This window comes from Pseudomonas sp. KH_021, from assembly GCF_057838865.1.
This window is the reverse complement of record NZ_CM174477.1, coordinates 2,223,540-2,238,065: the sequence shown is the minus strand read 5'-3', so window position 1 is coordinate 2,238,065 and position 14,526 is coordinate 2,223,540. Positions and strand designations below refer to the sequence as shown.

Genomic DNA, 14,526 nt, shown 5'->3' with positions numbered 1-14,526 from the left:
TCATTTCCTGTGATGAGTTGAGACGAGAGACATCCCTGCCAGATAGATTGGTACTTCGGTAAATCGACTAGCCAGGCAGTCGCTGGTGGCAAGCAAAAAAATGGCGATGCACAAAAGACCCATCGCCATCAAAATTTCGTTACAAATCGGTCTTACTTGTTACCGCCTGCAGCCTTGCCCGCTTCACGGGTGGCCTGGCCTGCGATGTTGGTCGCCGCAGCAATACTACTCTCGACGATTTCAGCAGTCTGTTTGGCGGTTTTCTGTGCGCTTTCAAAAGCGCTGTTGGCATTGCCCATCGCCGACTTGAATGCATCCACAACAGGTTCGCTGCCGGCTGGCGCATTTTTGCTGATCACATCAACCCATTCCTGCGCCTGCTGGCTGCCCGCTTGAAGCTGACGTTCGGCCAGTTTGGCGATCTCCGCCTGAGTGCCGGAGAACAGCTCGTAAACCTCGCGATTGAACGCCTGCAGACGTTCAGCGTGTGCCGTCGGCTGGACCTGCAGCTTGGCAAAGCCTTGAGGGTCGCGAACCGAAAGCAGCTTTTGCAAGCCTTCGAAAGCTTCGTCGGTAGAAGCCTGCAGCGCCTTCATTTGCAGCTGGCTGAACTTGCCGAACGTTTCGAAAACTTTACCGCTGATTTGTTGCAGAACGTCGAGGTTGGCTTTTTGCGCGTTTTGCAGTTTTTCCGAGTCGAAAAAATTCATCGTGGAATCCTCCTGGTGGTTTGGGGCTGGCAATGACCTAGCACGACACCGCATCGCACTGAGCAAAATGTTGCACCGCACAAAACTATTTTGCAATCTTTTTTGTGCAGTGCAAAAAACTATTCACAATCAGATTGCCGCCACCCACCAACCTGAGCAAGACGGGCTAAACACGCAAACATGGAAGCAAACGAATCCAGATCAGGCGGTATTTACCGCCTGATTTCGATCATTATTTTGCTGTGCAAAAACCTGAAAGCGCCAGCTGTTATTGCTTCACATAACTACCCGGTGCTGGCTCCAACAGCGGATAGAGCGCGCTGCCAAGCTCCACCGTGGCGGGCCGACGCTCGCCTGCATGCTTGACCAGCCAGGCCGACCAATCATTCCACCAGCTCCCCGCTTGCTGCTCAGCACCCTTGAACCAGGTGTCGGGATTTTTTGCGAGCCGGTTGTTGGTCCAGTAATGGCGTTTCTGCTTGGACGGTGGATTGATGACGCCAGCAATGTGGCCGGAAGCGCCCAGCACAAAACGCTTGGGACCCGAAAGCAGTGCGGTGCTGGCGTAGGCGCTCTTCCAGGGCACGATATGGTCATCCTGAGTGGCAAGCAGATACGCCGGCGCATCGATGGCTCTCAGATCGACCTTCACACCGCAACATTCAACCGTTCCGGACTTCAGATCATTCTGCAAATAGGTATGGCGCAGGTAGAAACAGTACATCGGTCCCGGAATGTTGGTGCTGTCGTTATTCCAGAACAACAGATCAAGCGGCGCTGGCTTTTGCCCCTTGAGGTACTTGTCGACGTTGTAGTTCCACCACAGCTCGTTCGGGCGCAGCAGAGAAAAGGCATTGCCCATGTCTTCGCCACGGAACAGTCCCGCCTCATCGCCACGGCGGCCAATGGTGCGCTCGCGATAGGCGACCAGTTGTTCGTCAACGAAGATCCCGATTGCCCCAGTATCGAGGAAGTCGAGAAAGGTGGCCAACAAGCTGACGCTGCCGATTTCACGGTCGCCGCGCGCCGCGAGAACTGCCAACGCGGTGCTGAGCAACGTGCCGCCAATGCAGAAGCCCATGCAATTGAGCCGCTGTTCGCCGCTGATGGCCCGGGTCGTTTGCAATGCCGTGATCACACCGTCCTCGATCAGGTCATCCCAGGTCTTGTCGGCATGCTTCTCGTCAAAGTTGCGCCAGGACATCATGAACACCGGATGCCCCTGCTCCAGCAAGTGGCGAACCATCGAATTTTCAGGACGCAGATCGAGGATGTAATACTTGTTGATCGAGGGCGGCACGATCAACAACGGCTGCTTGTATTGGGTTTCGCTCTGCGGGTAGTACTGGATGAGTTGGAAAATGTCGTTCTCGAAAACGACCTCGCCAGGCGTGGTCGCCAGATCGACACCCACTGTGAACTCGCCACTATCGCTCTGACGCAGCTTTCCATCGCCCAGGTCGCTGGCCAGGTGCAGCAGGCCGGCGAGCACGCTGGCCCCCTGAGTCTCAACCAGGTGATGGAGAGCATCGGGATTACTCGCCAGGAAGTTGCTGGGCGCACTGGCTGCAATGGCTTGCTCCAATAGATAACGCAGGCGCTGGCGCGGCCTCTCTTCCTTGATGAGCAGCACATCGAGCAGTTGCAAGAGAAAGCGGGAGTTGAGCAGATAGAAGGCGGCCATGGAACCGAAGAAGGGCGAATTCCAGTTGCCACTGGCGAAACGTCGATCATTAAAACTGAAGGGTTGCTGGGTCAAAAGCTGTTGACCGAGCTGAAACCATTGCTGGTTGTAATCTGCTTGCAGGCCATCGACAACCTCGGTCGGTAATTCAAACCATTCCTTGTATTCACACTCGGAAAACCAGGGGTTTGTGCTGACCCAGACACGCAGTTGTTGCACCACGACAGAGGCGACAAAAGGGACTTGTCCTGACCAATAGTTACTGAACACGTGCGCGTTATTCATAAAGCTCCATGCCTTGGATTGTGAGCGATCCAAACGTCTTGTTGTTATAGGCTCCAGCAGAAAGCCTGTTCTCGAAACAACCGAACCCGTTTTACCGCTCAGGCTTGATTTCCAGCCTGTGGCGCACAGCCTGCCCGAAAAATGTTTCAAACTCTAGTCAGAAAAACGCCTGAATGCCGGTTTACTGCCCCGCTGATCGGGTGCTGGTGGCCAATGAAATGAGTCCCACCAGACGCTTGTCTTTTTTGATCACAGGTAGTCGACGCTTTGTCTGCCATATTGCTTGGCACTGTATCCAGCTCATCATCGTCGACGCAGTAACAGACATGCATATACATGTCTGCATGACCGGCGTGCTCAGGCGTCGGCGTCACCAGACGGTAGGTAGGAAAGGTAAAGAAGTACTTGTCTGTAGGCTCAGTGAGAGAATACCTAACCACCTTAAAATCTTGACATCGGCTTGCCGAAGGCTTGAGACAAAGGGTTTGAAAGATCGTAACGCTCCGATTCGGGGAAAAAACCGGATGGCCAATCGTTGCGTTGTTCTGTGAGTGCCAACGCAAGTTGTTTGGTTGTTCCAAGAACTTCTCAAGATCGAGTTCCACGCACCAACGGTGACCCGCAGACACATGGCCGCGAGCTGTTTCGATGGTTTGATGCGCGCTTCTGCCCGGACGAAAACCGTAACTGTAGTCCGAGAACAGTGGGTCGAAGGTCGGTGTGAGCTGTTGCAGCAGTGCCTGTTGGATCAGGCGATCCATCACGCTGGGGATACCCAGTTGGCGAGTTCCGCCTTTGGGTTTGGGGATTTCAACGGCGCGTACACCTTGCGGGTGGTACTCACCGGCTAGCAACCGAGCCTTGAGGATCGGCCAATACTGTTTCACGTAGCCTGCTAACTGGTCGACGGTCATGCCATCGGCACCCGGCGCGCCCTTGTTGCTGACTACGCGCTGATACGCACGTTTGAGGTTGGCCGGTGCAAGCACCCGCGCCATCAACGTGTCCGGCTCCGCGTTCGTCCACGTCACGGACGCCGCCGATGTCTGCGCACTGCCAGCCGCAAACCCCGGATTCCGTCCGGGACTTGGGGTTACAGCCCTCGTGTTGAGAGATTTCTGCTTTTTCGACATTCGACGAGACTCTGACGCCTACTGGCGGCATAACCTGTTCGGCCCTTGGTGGCAGGGTTATTTGCCACTTACTACGGCCTCGGCTGACTTCTGCTCGTTCATCCCGTCGCCTCACGACGCTCGGTAGCACACTGGCAAACGTGCAGATCTCCCAGGGTAATTCGCGTGACCTTCCTGCTTATGCCTGTCGGATTCCGCGCTTGCAGCGCCCGCATTCTTCGCTTCGTTGCCGAAGCCGTTGACGGCTTCAGGGTCGGCCTTGGCGATGATTTCAGTGAGCACCGCGCGGGCCTCAGCCTCGGTGTCGCGAGCGATGATAAAAGCGTTGACCCCGACTTTCACCGAGTGGCCGTTGAGCGCAGCCTTGGTACGAATATCGTCCACCTGGGCCTTGATGCCTTCTACCGTATTGCCGTTGGTGAAATCGTGAGGCCATGTCACGCGCAGCACGCGAGCTGCCACCCTGGAAGATTTCTGGGTGCGGTTGCTGCACGGGCTTGGGCTTGAGGGTGTAGTCGTGGAAGCGGTAGAAGTCGCCGTGGAAACTGAAGTTGTCCCTGAGTCCAGATGCCCTTGAGGGCACGGATGAGTTCTTCCAAACGGCGATAGCGCTCATCATGATCCAACCACGGCTCACCGATGGCCCGAAACTCTCCCCTGAACCACCCGGAGACGATGTTGACCGCCACCCGGCCATGGGTGAACTGGTCGATGGTCGCCAATTGCGATCACCTTGAGTTTCTCGGTGGCCGCCAACAGCGCGTGGCTGATGGTCACCGACTCGTGCTGGTTGTCGGCGCCGTAACCTGCGGTGAAGCGAATCTGTGACAGTGCATATTCAAAGCCTGCCTGCTCGGCGATCTGAGCCAATTTGCGGTTGTAATCGATGTCCCAGCTGGTGCGTTGCTCGATCTTGCTGACCACAAGGCCACCGCTGGCGTTGGGTACCCAATAAGCGAATTTGATCGGGGTCTGGCTCATGCTCTGTGTGCTCCAAAAAAGGCCTGTACAAGGACAGAGCAGCAACCGTTAAAAATAGTTTTTCTGTTTATTTTCAATGAGATAAGCCAGAGAACTCGCAGCTCACTCTGTGCGTTGGCGGTCAGTCTGTTGAATAACTGTTGCTCAGCAAACAGTCATCCGGCGGCCCTGCTCAACGCTGCGGCCTACCACCACTTGCCACTAACTCGTGGTGGTGATGCGAGCGACCATTCTATGGCCAAGGCCGAAGCATCTGCCCCCCACGATCAAGTCACACCTGCGGTGCTCGAGCGGGCCGCTTGGATGGATCGCCAACGTCTGCTCGCCAGTCTTGATAATGCTCACCGTACCTGCCAATTTCGGCGAGTGGCTTAATTGCCCCCGTGCAGGGCGCCGGGTTTCACAAACCGGTTAGTGCGATTTACCCTTGCACCCCCGCTTTGAAACCATGAAAAGAGGTAAACGCGGCCACCGGTTCGCGATGTGTCTGCAGATAGTTTTCCGGAGCGTCACGGTCTTCATGCCCCAGTGCAATGCCGCACACCAGGATGTCCTCGTCCGCGAGGGGGACATGGCGGCGGACGATCTGGTGATACCAAGCGAATGCCGCCTGTGGGCAGGTGTGCAATCCCTGGCCGCGAGCGGCGAGCATGATGTTCTGGATAAACATGCCCAGGTCTATGTAGCTGCCGGTATTGAGTCGGCGATCAAGGCTGATCAGCAGGCCGACCGGCGCGTCGAAGAAGTGAAAATTGCGCAGGTTCTGGCGCTCGCGTGCCTGCACGTCGTTGCGGTTGATGCCGAGCGCTTCATACAGGCCAAAACCGGAGGCGCGGCGACGGCTCTGGTAGGGTTCGAACCAGTTGTCCGGGTAATACTGATATTCAGGATCATGTCCCTCGGCTCCAACCGCCGTGGATTCGAGGATGTCGGCACACAGCGCCTGCTTGGTATCGCCGGTCAGCACATGCACATGCCAGGGCTGCAAATTGTTGCCACTAGGCGCTCGTGAAGCTACTTGCAGAATATGTTCAATCACCGGTTTCGAGATGTCCAGGGGCAGGAAGCGGCGGACTGACTTGCGTGAACGAATGGCGTTATCTACATGCATGGATTGTCTCCGGAATTAGAACAAGTATCCCTGGGTGAGTGTTCTGCTTCGATTTTCTGTGATTGGCTAATAGTGCCAATGGCTCCGCCCAGGCTTGACACCCATGTGCATAGGTATCTACACATCTTTTGGTGTACTGCATTTCGTAGCAGTGGACGAGTAGAACGAGGCCACGTCCGGCTGCGCAGCAGTCGTAAAACCTGGCACTTCAGTATTCAGATACACCGCTAGTACAGGCTTTGCGAGGACTACGTCCCCGGACCTGGCCTCGCTGAACTCGTCTACTGCTACGAATGTAGCCGCTGACGAGGTACGAGGCTGCGATCGGCAGCGAAGCGGCCGTAAAACCTGAGACCGTAATCCATCAGGCACACCGAAGGGCCTGAATTTACGACGGCTTCGCCGCCGATCGCAGCCTCGTACCTCGGCAGCGGCTACAAGAGCCGCGCTGCCCCAGAATTGTGTAGATACCTATGCACCCATGTGGGCATCGAGCCTGGCGGAAACCCTTTCAGGCTAACATCAGAAAAACGCCTGGATACCTGTCTGCGCACGCCCCAGGATCAGCGCATGCACGTCGTGGGTCCCTTCGTAGGTGTTGACCACCTCCAGGTTGACCAGATGCCGCGCCACGCCAAACTCATCGCTGATACCATTGCCGCCCAGCATGTCGCGCGCCAGACGCGCGATATCCAGCGACTTACCGCAGCTGTTGCGCTTCATGATCGAGGTGATCTCGACCGCCGCAGTGCCTTCGTCTTTCATCCGTCCCAAACGCAGGCAGCCTTGCAGGGCCAGAGTGATCTCGGTCTGCATATCTGCCAGCTTCTTCTGGATCAACTGGCTGGCCGCCAACGGGCGACCAAACTGGTTGCGATCCAGCACGTACTGACGCGCGGTGTGCCAGCAGTCTTCGGCCGCACCGAGCGCACCCCAGGCGATGCCGTAGCGCGCCGAGTTCAGGCAGGTGAACGGGCCGCGCAGGCCACGCACGTCAGGGAAGGCGTTCTCTTCAGGGCAGAACACATTATCCATGACGATTTCGCCGGTAATCGACGCGCGCAGCCCGACCTTGCCATGGATAACCGGTGCACTCAGGCCCTGCCAGCCTTTCTCCAGGACGAAGCCGCGAATCTGGCCTTCGTCATCCTTGGCCCAGACTACAAACACATCAGCAATCGGACTGTTGGTGATCCACATCTTGCTACCGGTCAGGCGGTAGCCGCCGTCGACTTTTCTCGCCCGGGTAATCATCGAACCCGGATCGGAGCCATGGTTCGGTTCGGTCAGACCGAAGCAGCCGATGTAATGACCGCTGGCAAGCTTGGGCAGGTACTTCTGCTTGGTGGCTTCGTTGCCGAATTCATGGATCGGTAGCATCACCAGGGAGGACTGCACGCTCATCATCGAACGATAGCCAGAGTCCACGCGCTCGACTTCCCGGGCGATCAGGCCATAGCACACAAAGTTCAGGCCGCTGCCACCGTAGATTTCGGGAATGGTCGCGCCGAGCAGGCCGGTCTCGCCCATCTCGCGGAAGATCGCCGGGTCGGTCTGCTCATGACGAAAAGCTTCCAGTACCCGGGGCGCCAGCTTGTCAGCGGCGAACTGCTGGGCGCTGTCGCGAACCATGCGCTCTTCTTCGGTGAGTTGTTGATCCAGTAGCAGTGGATCGATCCAGTTGAAGCTTGCCTTGTTGGCCATGGGTGTTTCTCCGAGTTCATTCTTGTGATGTTTTGTTAGTCGAGGCGTTCGATCACGCAGGCAATGCCCTGGCCCAGGCCAATACACAGACTGACCAAGGCGTAGCGACCACTGCTTCGCTCCAGTTGGCGCACCGCGCTGTAGGCCAGCCGGGCACCGGAGGCACCGAGCGGGTGACCGACGGCAATGGCGCCACCGTTGGGGTTCAGGCGCGGATCATCGAAGGCCACGCCGAGCTGTTTGGCACAACCCAGCACCTGCGCGGCAAACGCCTCGTTGATTTCGATCAGGTCCATGTCGGCCAGGCTCAGGCCTGCGCGTTGCAAGGCCTTGCGGCAGGCAGGCACCGGCCCAAGACCCATCAGGCGCGGTTCGACTCCGACCACGGCGCCGGCCAGAATTCGTGCACGAGGCTTCAGGCCGTATCGCTCACCCATGCCCCGTGAGCCGATCAGCAGCGCGGCCGCGCCATCGTTGATGCCCGACGCATTGCCTGCAGTGACAACGCCGCCTTCAAACAGTGGGCGCAGGTACGACAGTGCCTCGAAGCTGCTTTCTGGACGCGGATGCTCGTCGCTCTCGATAATCTTCGGCGCTTGCTTACGCCCCTGAGGCACCTCGATCGGCAGGATTTCACCGGCCTGGAAACCGTCCCGCACCGCCGCGTCGAACAGCGCCTGACTGCGGGCGGCATAAGCGTCGGCGTCTTCGCGACTGATACCCAGTTCACAGGCAACGTTGTCGGCCGTCTCCGGCATCGAATCGGCGCCAAACTCGGACTCAACCCTGGGATTGGGAAAACGTGCGCCGATGCTGCTGTCGTACACGCGAAAGTCGCGTGAATAGGCGCTTTGAGCCTTGGCGACCACGAAGGGCGCGCGGCTCATGCTCTCGACGCCACCCGCAATAAACAGCTCGCCTTCACCGGCCCGCACCGCGCGGGCCGCATCCAGCACCGCAGCCAGGCCGGAGCCGCACAAGCGGTTGACAGTCAAACCAGCAACGGCCGTTGGCAGACCTGCCAGCAGGACAACGTGACGCGCCAGATTGCGCGCATCTTCGCCGGCCTGGCTGGTACAGCCGACAATCAGGTCTTCATAGTCCTGCGCGGCAAATGGGTTACGCGCCACCAAGGCACGGACCACGCTGGCAAGCAGGTCATCCGGGCGCACGCTGGCCAGGGCGCCGCCGTGGCGGCCAAAGGGAGAGCGCAAGCCATCGTAGATATAGGCAGTCATGCTCATTCCTCGGGAGTCGTCAGGGGCAGGCCGAGCTGGACTCGGCGACGCAGCCAGGGGCTGACCCGATAGCGCGGGTCCTGATACAGGTCATACAGTTGGTGGAGGATCTGCTGGATCTGCAACGCACCGTAGTGGTCACCAAAACCCAGCGGACCATGAGGGTAACCGAGGGCCAATTGCACCGCACGGTCCAGGGTGGCGGGCTCGGCAATACGTCGCTGGGCAATCTCGCAACCCAGGTTGACGATCCCGGCGAGCACACGCTGGGCGATGAAGCCCGGCGAGTCATTGATGACTTCCACCGGCACGCCATCAGCGCCCAAGGCTTGGCTTGCTTGTGCCAGCACCTGCGCGTCAACCGCCGGTTGGCGCATCAGTACACGACGCGTGTCGAAGCCTGCGAAGGTTTCCAGCGCCAGGCTGCGTCGCGGCGCCAGTCCCTTGCGGGCGATCACGCTGCTGGCATCCTCGCCCAGCGGTGTCAGCAGGCAGATGGCGTTCGCACTGGGCTGGTCACCCTGCTCCAGCACCACGCCGGCAACGTCCAGCACCGCCGCTATCCGCTCGCGCATTGCCGAGTCGCCGCAGTCCAGCCAGAACGGCTGGGTGATGGCCACCGGCGGCGGCGCCTGCTGCGCTTCCTCGACCACGCTACCGTCCTGGTAGCGATGGAAGCCCTGCCCTGTTTTTCGCCCCAGCAAACCACTGGCCAGACGGGGTGGCACCAGCGCCGATGGGGTGTAGCGCGGGTCCTGGTAAAACTGGGTGTGAATCGACTCCATCACCGCATGGGAGATGTCGAGGCCGACCAGGTCGAACAGCTCGAAGGGCCCCATGCGAAAGCCGAGGCTGTCCTTGAGGATGCGATCGATTTGCGCCGGGGTGGCAATCCCCTCGCCCAGGATACGCAATGCCTCCGGACCGAAGGCCCGCCCGGCATGATTGACCAGAAAGCCCGGGGAATCAGGCGTCGTCGCGGCAAAATGTCCAGAATGCCCGGCCAACGCTGCCAGGCGCTCGACCACCTGCGGGTCGGTCAGCTCACCGCGGACCACTTCGACGATCTTCATCAGTGGCACCGGGTTGAAAAAGTGAAACCCGGCCACCCGCTCGGGATGCCGGCACGCGCTGGCAATCAGGCTCACCGACAAGGATGAGGTGTTGGTCGCCAGCACCGCATCGGCCCTGACCACTTGCTCCAGCGCACGGAACAACCCCTGCTTGGCCTCGAGGTTCTCAACGATCGCCTCGATCAACAAATCACAATCGGCCAAGGCCTCAAGGCTTAGGGCCGCTCGCATGCAAGCCAGTGCGCTCGCCAGTGCTTCACTGCTCAACTTGCCCTTGGCTGCCGAGCGCTCAAGCAGCGCCCGGTTGGCTTGCAGCGCTTGCTCCGTCGCTTCGCTGCGGCTGTCATACAGCAACACCGGAACGCCTGCGGTGGCGAACAACTGAGCAATCCCCCGGCCCATGGCACCGCTTCCAATCACACCGATTTGTTTGAAACTATTCACAAGCACCTCCTCAAATCGCCCGTTCCAGTTCCGGCACGGCGTCGAAAAGATCCGCCACCAGACCGTAGTCGGCCACCTGGAAGATCGGCGCCTCTTCGTCCTTGTTGATCGCCACGATGACCTTGGAGTCCTTCATGCCAGCAAGATGCTGGATTGCGCCGGAGATGCCCACGGCGATGTACAACTGCGGCGCCACGATTTTTCCGGTCTGACCGACCTGCATGTCGTTCGGCACAAAACCGGCATCGACGGCGGCGCGCGACGCCCCCACGCCCGCGCCAAGCTTGTCGGCCAGCGCATAGAGGTGTTTGAAGTTGTCGCCGCTCTGCATGCCACGGCCACCCGACACGACAATCTTCGCGGCGGTCAGCTCCGGGCGATCGGACTTGGCCAGCTCTTCACTGACGAAAGCCGATTGACCGCTGTCGGTGACCATGGCGAGCGCTTCGATGGCGGCTTTGCCACCTTCGGCGGCAGCGGCGTCGAACCCGGTACCGCGCACGGTGATCACTTTCACGGCGGCAGATGACTGTACCGTCGCGATGGCATTACCCGCATAGATTGGGCGTTTGAAGGTATCGGCGCTTTCGACAGCGATGATCTCGGAGATCTGGTCGACATCCAGTTGCGCGGCAACCCGTGGCAGGATGTTCTTACCATGACTGGTGGCGGCAGCCAGGATGTGGCTGTACCGGTCAGCCCCGGCTTCCTGGACGAGAGCAACGACTAAAGGAGCGACGTTTTCCGGTAGCTGGTGAGCGTAGACGGCGTTGTCGGCCAGCAGCACTTTCGTCACGCCAGCAACGTTTGCCGCCGCTTCAGCCGCGGCGCCAGCGCCCTCGCCTGCGACCAACACATGAATGTCGCCACCGATCTGCTGCGCAGCGGTCACGGTATTGAGGGTGGCAACTGCCAGTGCTGCATGGGTATGTTCAGCGATAATCAGGATAGCCATTAGATTACCTTCGCCTCGTTTTTCAGTTTCTCGACCAGTTCGGCCACCGACTTGACCTTGATCCCGGCGCTACGGGCGGCCGGTGCCTCGACTTTCAAGGTGTGCACGGTGCCAGCGCAGCTGACGCCCAGGGCGCTCGGAGTGAGCACCTGGAGCGGTTTCTTCTTGGCCTTCATGATGTTGGGCAGCGACGCGTAGCGCGGCTCGTTCAAACGCAGGTCGGTGGTGACGATGGCCGGCAGTTTCAGGGCAACCGTCTGTGCGCCGCCGTCGATTTCGCGGGTCACCGCAACGCTGTCGCCGCTGATGGCGACTTTGGACGCGAAGGTGCCCTGACCGTAGCCGCTCAGCGCAGCGAGCATCTGCCCGGTCTGGTTGTTATCGCTGTCGATGGACTGTTTGCCGAGGATCACCAGTTGAGGCTGCTCCTTGTCAACCGCAGCCTTAAGCAGCTTGGCCACGGCCAGAGAACCGAGGTCTTCGCCGGCTTCAATCAGAATGGCGCGATCGGCCCCCAGTGCCAACGCCGTGCGCAATTGCTCCTGAGCGGCGCTGCTGCCGATGCTGACGACCACAACCTCAGTGGCAATGCCTTGTTCTTTCAGGCGCACCGCTTCTTCCACGGCAATTTCGCAGAAGGGGTTCATCGCCATCTTGACGTTTGCGAGGTCGACGCCGGAGTTGTCCGCCTTGACGCGAACCTTGACGTTGAAATCAACCACACGCTTTACCGCAACCAGTACTTTCATAGTGCGTTCCCGTATTAGCGCGGTGACCTGTACCCGAGGCGGCCACCGCATGCAGTGATGGATCAGGCGCTGTGCAGAAGCTCGGCGTAGGCCTGCAAATGGTGATCGTCATCGCCCAACTGGTGGCTGAGCATCACCAGGCGCTTGGCGTGATGGGCCAGGTTGTATTCCCAGGTCATGCCGATGCCGCCGTGCAGCTGGATCGCCTGCTCGGCGATCAGGCGCGCCGCGCGGACCACCACGAATTTGGCCGCCGCCAGTTGCCGGCTGCGTTCGTTGCTGTCGGCCTGATCGGCCACGCAGGCGGCGAGGATCGCCATGGAGGTGGCCATTTCCAACTCGCCGCGCATGTCGGCCATGCGGTGCTGCAACACCTGGAACTTGCCGATTGGCGCGCCGAACTGCTTGCGCGTCTTGAGATAGTCGAGGGTCAGGCGAAAGGCTTCCTGCATGCCACCGATGGCTTCGGCGCACTGCCCGGCGATGGCGCGGCCCTGCTGGTAACGCAAGGCCGGCAAGGCCTCGCCTAGGTTGCCGAGCAAAGCGCCCTGGGCCACAAAGACATCGTCCAGGATCAGGTCGCTGGCACGCGGGCCATCGATGCAGGGGTAATCGCGGCGCTGCAGCCCGTGGGCTTGCGCCTCGACCAGGAACAGGCTGATGCCTTGTTCGCAGCGCGCATCACCGTCGGTGCGTGCCGATACCAGGATCAACCCCGCACTGGCAGCGCCAACCACTGCAATCTTGCGCCCGGACAGGCACCAGCCACCCTCGACCGGGCGCGCCTGGGTCTGTACATCGTGCAACTGGTAGTGGCTTTGCAGTTCTTCCAAAGCCACCGCCAGTTGCAGCGAGCCTTCAGCCACTTGCACCAACAGGTCCGCCCGCTGGCTGGCATCGCCCAGCTGCTGTAGCAGGCCGGCCGCGTGAATCTGCGATTGCAAGAACGGCTCCAGGCACAGGTTGCGACCGATCTCGGTCATGATCAGCATATTGTCCACACCAGTGCCGCCAAAGCCGCCATGTTCCTGGGCAATCGGTACCGAACACAGACCCAGTTCGGCCATCTGGTTCCAGAACGCCGGGCTCATGCCGGATTCGCTGTGGTAGTAGCCTTCGCGGGCTTCGAAGCTGTAGTGATCACGGGCCAGTCGGGCCACGGTGTCTTGCAGCATCTGCTGCTCGGAGCTGAGTGTGAAGTCCATTGCGTACCTCCTTAAAGCTCAAGAATCAGCTTGGCGATGATGTTCTTTTGAATTTCATTGGAGCCGCCGTAGATAGACAGCTTGCGCAGGTTGAAATACTGGCTGGCGGGGGCGGCACTGTAGTCGCTGTGCAGCGGGGTGCCTGTGAAGTCGTCGTGCAGTTCCGCTTCGACGAAAGGCAACGCCTTGGCGCCCAGCGCTTTACGCAGCAAGTGGCTGATGGCCTGGCGAATTTCCGAACCCTTGATCTTCAGGATCGAACTTTCGGCGCCGGGCACGCCGCCGGCCTGGGCAGCGGCGAGGATGCGCAGGGTGCTCATCTCGATGGCCAGCAGCTGAATTTCCACTTCGGCAACCTGTAAGCGAAACTGCGGGTCGTCCAGCAACGGCCGACCGTTGCGCAGTTCCTGCCCGGCGACCTGCTTGAGGTGCGCCAGTGCGGCCTTGGACTGGCCGATGCCGGCCTGCCCGGTGCGCTCGTGGGTCAGCAGGTATTTGGCGCAGGTCCAGCCCTGGTTCTCTTCACCCACCAGGTTTTTCACCGGCACGCGGACGTTGTCGAAGAACACTTCGTTGACCTCATGCTCGCCTTCGAGCGTGATGATCGGGCGAACGCTGATGCCGGGCGTGGTCATGTCGATCAGCAGGAAGGAAATACCCCGCTGCTGCTGGGCTTCGCTGTCAGTTCGCACCAGGCAGAAAATCATGTTGGCGTGCTGGCCGAGGGTGGTCCAGGTCTTCTGACCGTTGACCACATAGTGGTCGCCCTCACGCACGGCGCGGGTCTTGAGGCTGGCCAGGTCCGAACCGGCGCCGGGTTCGGAATAGCCCTGGCACCACCAGTCTTCGCCCGACAGAATCCGCGGCATGTAATGCGCCTGCTGCGCCGGGCTGCCGAATTTCATGATCACCGGCGCAACCATGTTGACCCCGAAAGAGATCAGGCGCGGCGCACCAAAGGCGGCGCACTCCTCCTCGAAAATGTGTTTTTGCACCACGCCCCAACCGGTGCCACCAAAGGCCACCGGCCAATTGGCCGCATACCAGCCGCGCCGGGCGAGGATCCGCTGCCAGCATTGGTGGTCGTCCTTGCTCAGACGCTTGCCCAGGCGCACCTTGGTGGCGATGTCTGCCGGCAGCGCGTCACGAAGAAAGGCACGCACCTCGGTACGGAACTCAAGCTCGGCAGGTGTGTAGTGGATGTCCATGCAAAGTCCTCGATCGTTGGTCAGGCCAACACCAGGCTGGCCGCGG

10 protein-coding genes and 2 pseudogenes are annotated in these 14,526 nt (G+C 59.8%); all 12 read right to left on the bottom strand.

The window, feature by feature from the left end; all coding sequences use genetic code 11:
- Positions 1 to 152: 152 nt before the first annotated feature.
- A complete protein-coding gene (phaP, locus tag AC3IX4_RS10540) occupies positions 153 to 710 on the bottom strand; it encodes a TIGR01841 family phasin (protein ID WP_489260469.1) in 558 nt (185 codons plus the stop codon).
- A gap of 268 nt (positions 711 to 978) precedes the next feature.
- Positions 979 to 2,679 carry a class I poly(R)-hydroxyalkanoic acid synthase gene (gene phaC / locus AC3IX4_RS10535; protein WP_489260468.1) on the bottom strand — a complete coding sequence of 567 codons (1,701 nt, stop codon included), beginning with the start codon at positions 2,677 to 2,679 and terminating at the stop codon, positions 979 to 981.
- 563 nt (positions 2,680 to 3,242) lie between these two features.
- A pseudogene (locus AC3IX4_RS10530) lies at positions 3,243 to 3,843 on the bottom strand (reverse transcriptase domain-containing protein); the annotation flags it as partial.
- Positions 3,844 to 3,923: 80 nt separating this feature from the next.
- Positions 3,924 to 4,793, bottom strand: a pseudogene (gene sfnG / locus AC3IX4_RS10525) (dimethylsulfone monooxygenase SfnG).
- Positions 4,794 to 5,214: 421 nt separating this feature from the next.
- A complete protein-coding gene (locus tag AC3IX4_RS10520) occupies positions 5,215 to 5,904 on the bottom strand; it encodes a nitroreductase (RefSeq protein WP_489260467.1) in 690 nt (229 codons plus the stop codon).
- A 522-nt stretch (positions 5,905 to 6,426) separates the two neighbouring features.
- Positions 6,427 to 7,608 (bottom strand): acyl-CoA dehydrogenase, encoded by a 1,182-nt coding sequence (locus tag AC3IX4_RS10515; protein WP_489260466.1) that lies wholly within the window; start codon positions 7,606 to 7,608, stop codon positions 6,427 to 6,429.
- A gap of 35 nt (positions 7,609 to 7,643) precedes the next feature.
- Positions 7,644 to 8,846, bottom strand: a complete 1,203-nt coding sequence (locus AC3IX4_RS10510; protein ID WP_489260465.1) for a 3-oxoadipyl-CoA thiolase — start codon at positions 8,844 to 8,846, stop codon at positions 7,644 to 7,646.
- Between the two features lie 2 nt (positions 8,847 to 8,848).
- On the bottom strand, positions 8,849 to 10,363 hold the full coding sequence (locus tag AC3IX4_RS10505; RefSeq protein WP_489260464.1) for a 3-hydroxyacyl-CoA dehydrogenase: 1,515 nt from the start codon (positions 10,361 to 10,363) through the stop codon (positions 8,849 to 8,851).
- 10 nt (positions 10,364 to 10,373) lie between these two features.
- Positions 10,374 to 11,318, bottom strand: a complete 945-nt coding sequence (locus AC3IX4_RS10500) for an electron transfer flavoprotein subunit alpha/FixB family protein (protein ID WP_489260463.1) — start codon at positions 11,316 to 11,318, stop codon at positions 10,374 to 10,376.
- The gene (locus AC3IX4_RS10495; protein WP_489260462.1) at positions 11,318 to 12,067 is read right to left on the bottom strand and encodes an electron transfer flavoprotein subunit beta/FixA family protein; all 750 of its coding nucleotides are present in this window, start codon (positions 12,065 to 12,067) and stop codon (positions 11,318 to 11,320) included. The genes AC3IX4_RS10500 and AC3IX4_RS10495 overlap by 1 nt, the downstream gene beginning before the upstream one ends.
- Positions 12,068 to 12,129: 62 nt before the next feature.
- Entirely contained in the window at positions 12,130 to 13,272 is a 1,143-nt protein-coding gene (locus AC3IX4_RS10490) for an acyl-CoA dehydrogenase family protein (RefSeq protein ID WP_489260461.1), read from the bottom strand.
- Between the two features lie 11 nt (positions 13,273 to 13,283).
- Positions 13,284 to 14,480: an acyl-CoA dehydrogenase family protein gene (locus tag AC3IX4_RS10485; RefSeq protein ID WP_489260460.1), complete on the bottom strand. Its 1,197-nt coding sequence runs from the start codon at positions 14,478 to 14,480 to the stop codon at positions 13,284 to 13,286.
- Between the last annotated feature and the right edge of the window lie 46 nt (positions 14,481 to 14,526).

Bases quoted from the DNA above. Each gene is read 5' to 3' on its own strand.
- AC3IX4_RS10490 (WP_489260461.1), bottom strand. From the start codon at position 13,272: ATGGACTTCACACTCAGCTCCGAGCAGCAGATGCTGCAAGACACCGTG.
- AC3IX4_RS10510 (WP_489260465.1), bottom strand. From the start codon at position 8,846: ATGACTGCCTATATCTACGATGGCTTGCGCTCTCCCTTTGGCCGCCAC.
- AC3IX4_RS10500 (WP_489260463.1), bottom strand. From the start codon at position 11,318: ATGGCTATCCTGATTATCGCTGAACATACCCATGCAGCACTGGCAGTT.
- AC3IX4_RS10485 (WP_489260460.1), bottom strand. From the start codon at position 14,480: ATGGACATCCACTACACACCTGCCGAGCTTGAGTTCCGTACCGAGGTG.
- phaC (WP_489260468.1), bottom strand. From the start codon at position 2,679: ATGAATAACGCGCACGTGTTCAGTAACTATTGGTCAGGACAAGTCCCT.
- phaP (WP_489260469.1), bottom strand. From the start codon at position 710: ATGAATTTTTTCGACTCGGAAAAACTGCAAAACGCGCAAAAAGCCAAC.
- AC3IX4_RS10495 (WP_489260462.1), bottom strand. From the start codon at position 12,067: ATGAAAGTACTGGTTGCGGTAAAGCGTGTGGTTGATTTCAACGTCAAG.
- AC3IX4_RS10520 (WP_489260467.1), bottom strand. From the start codon at position 5,904: ATGCATGTAGATAACGCCATTCGTTCACGCAAGTCAGTCCGCCGCTTC.
- AC3IX4_RS10515 (WP_489260466.1), bottom strand. From the start codon at position 7,608: ATGGCCAACAAGGCAAGCTTCAACTGGATCGATCCACTGCTACTGGAT.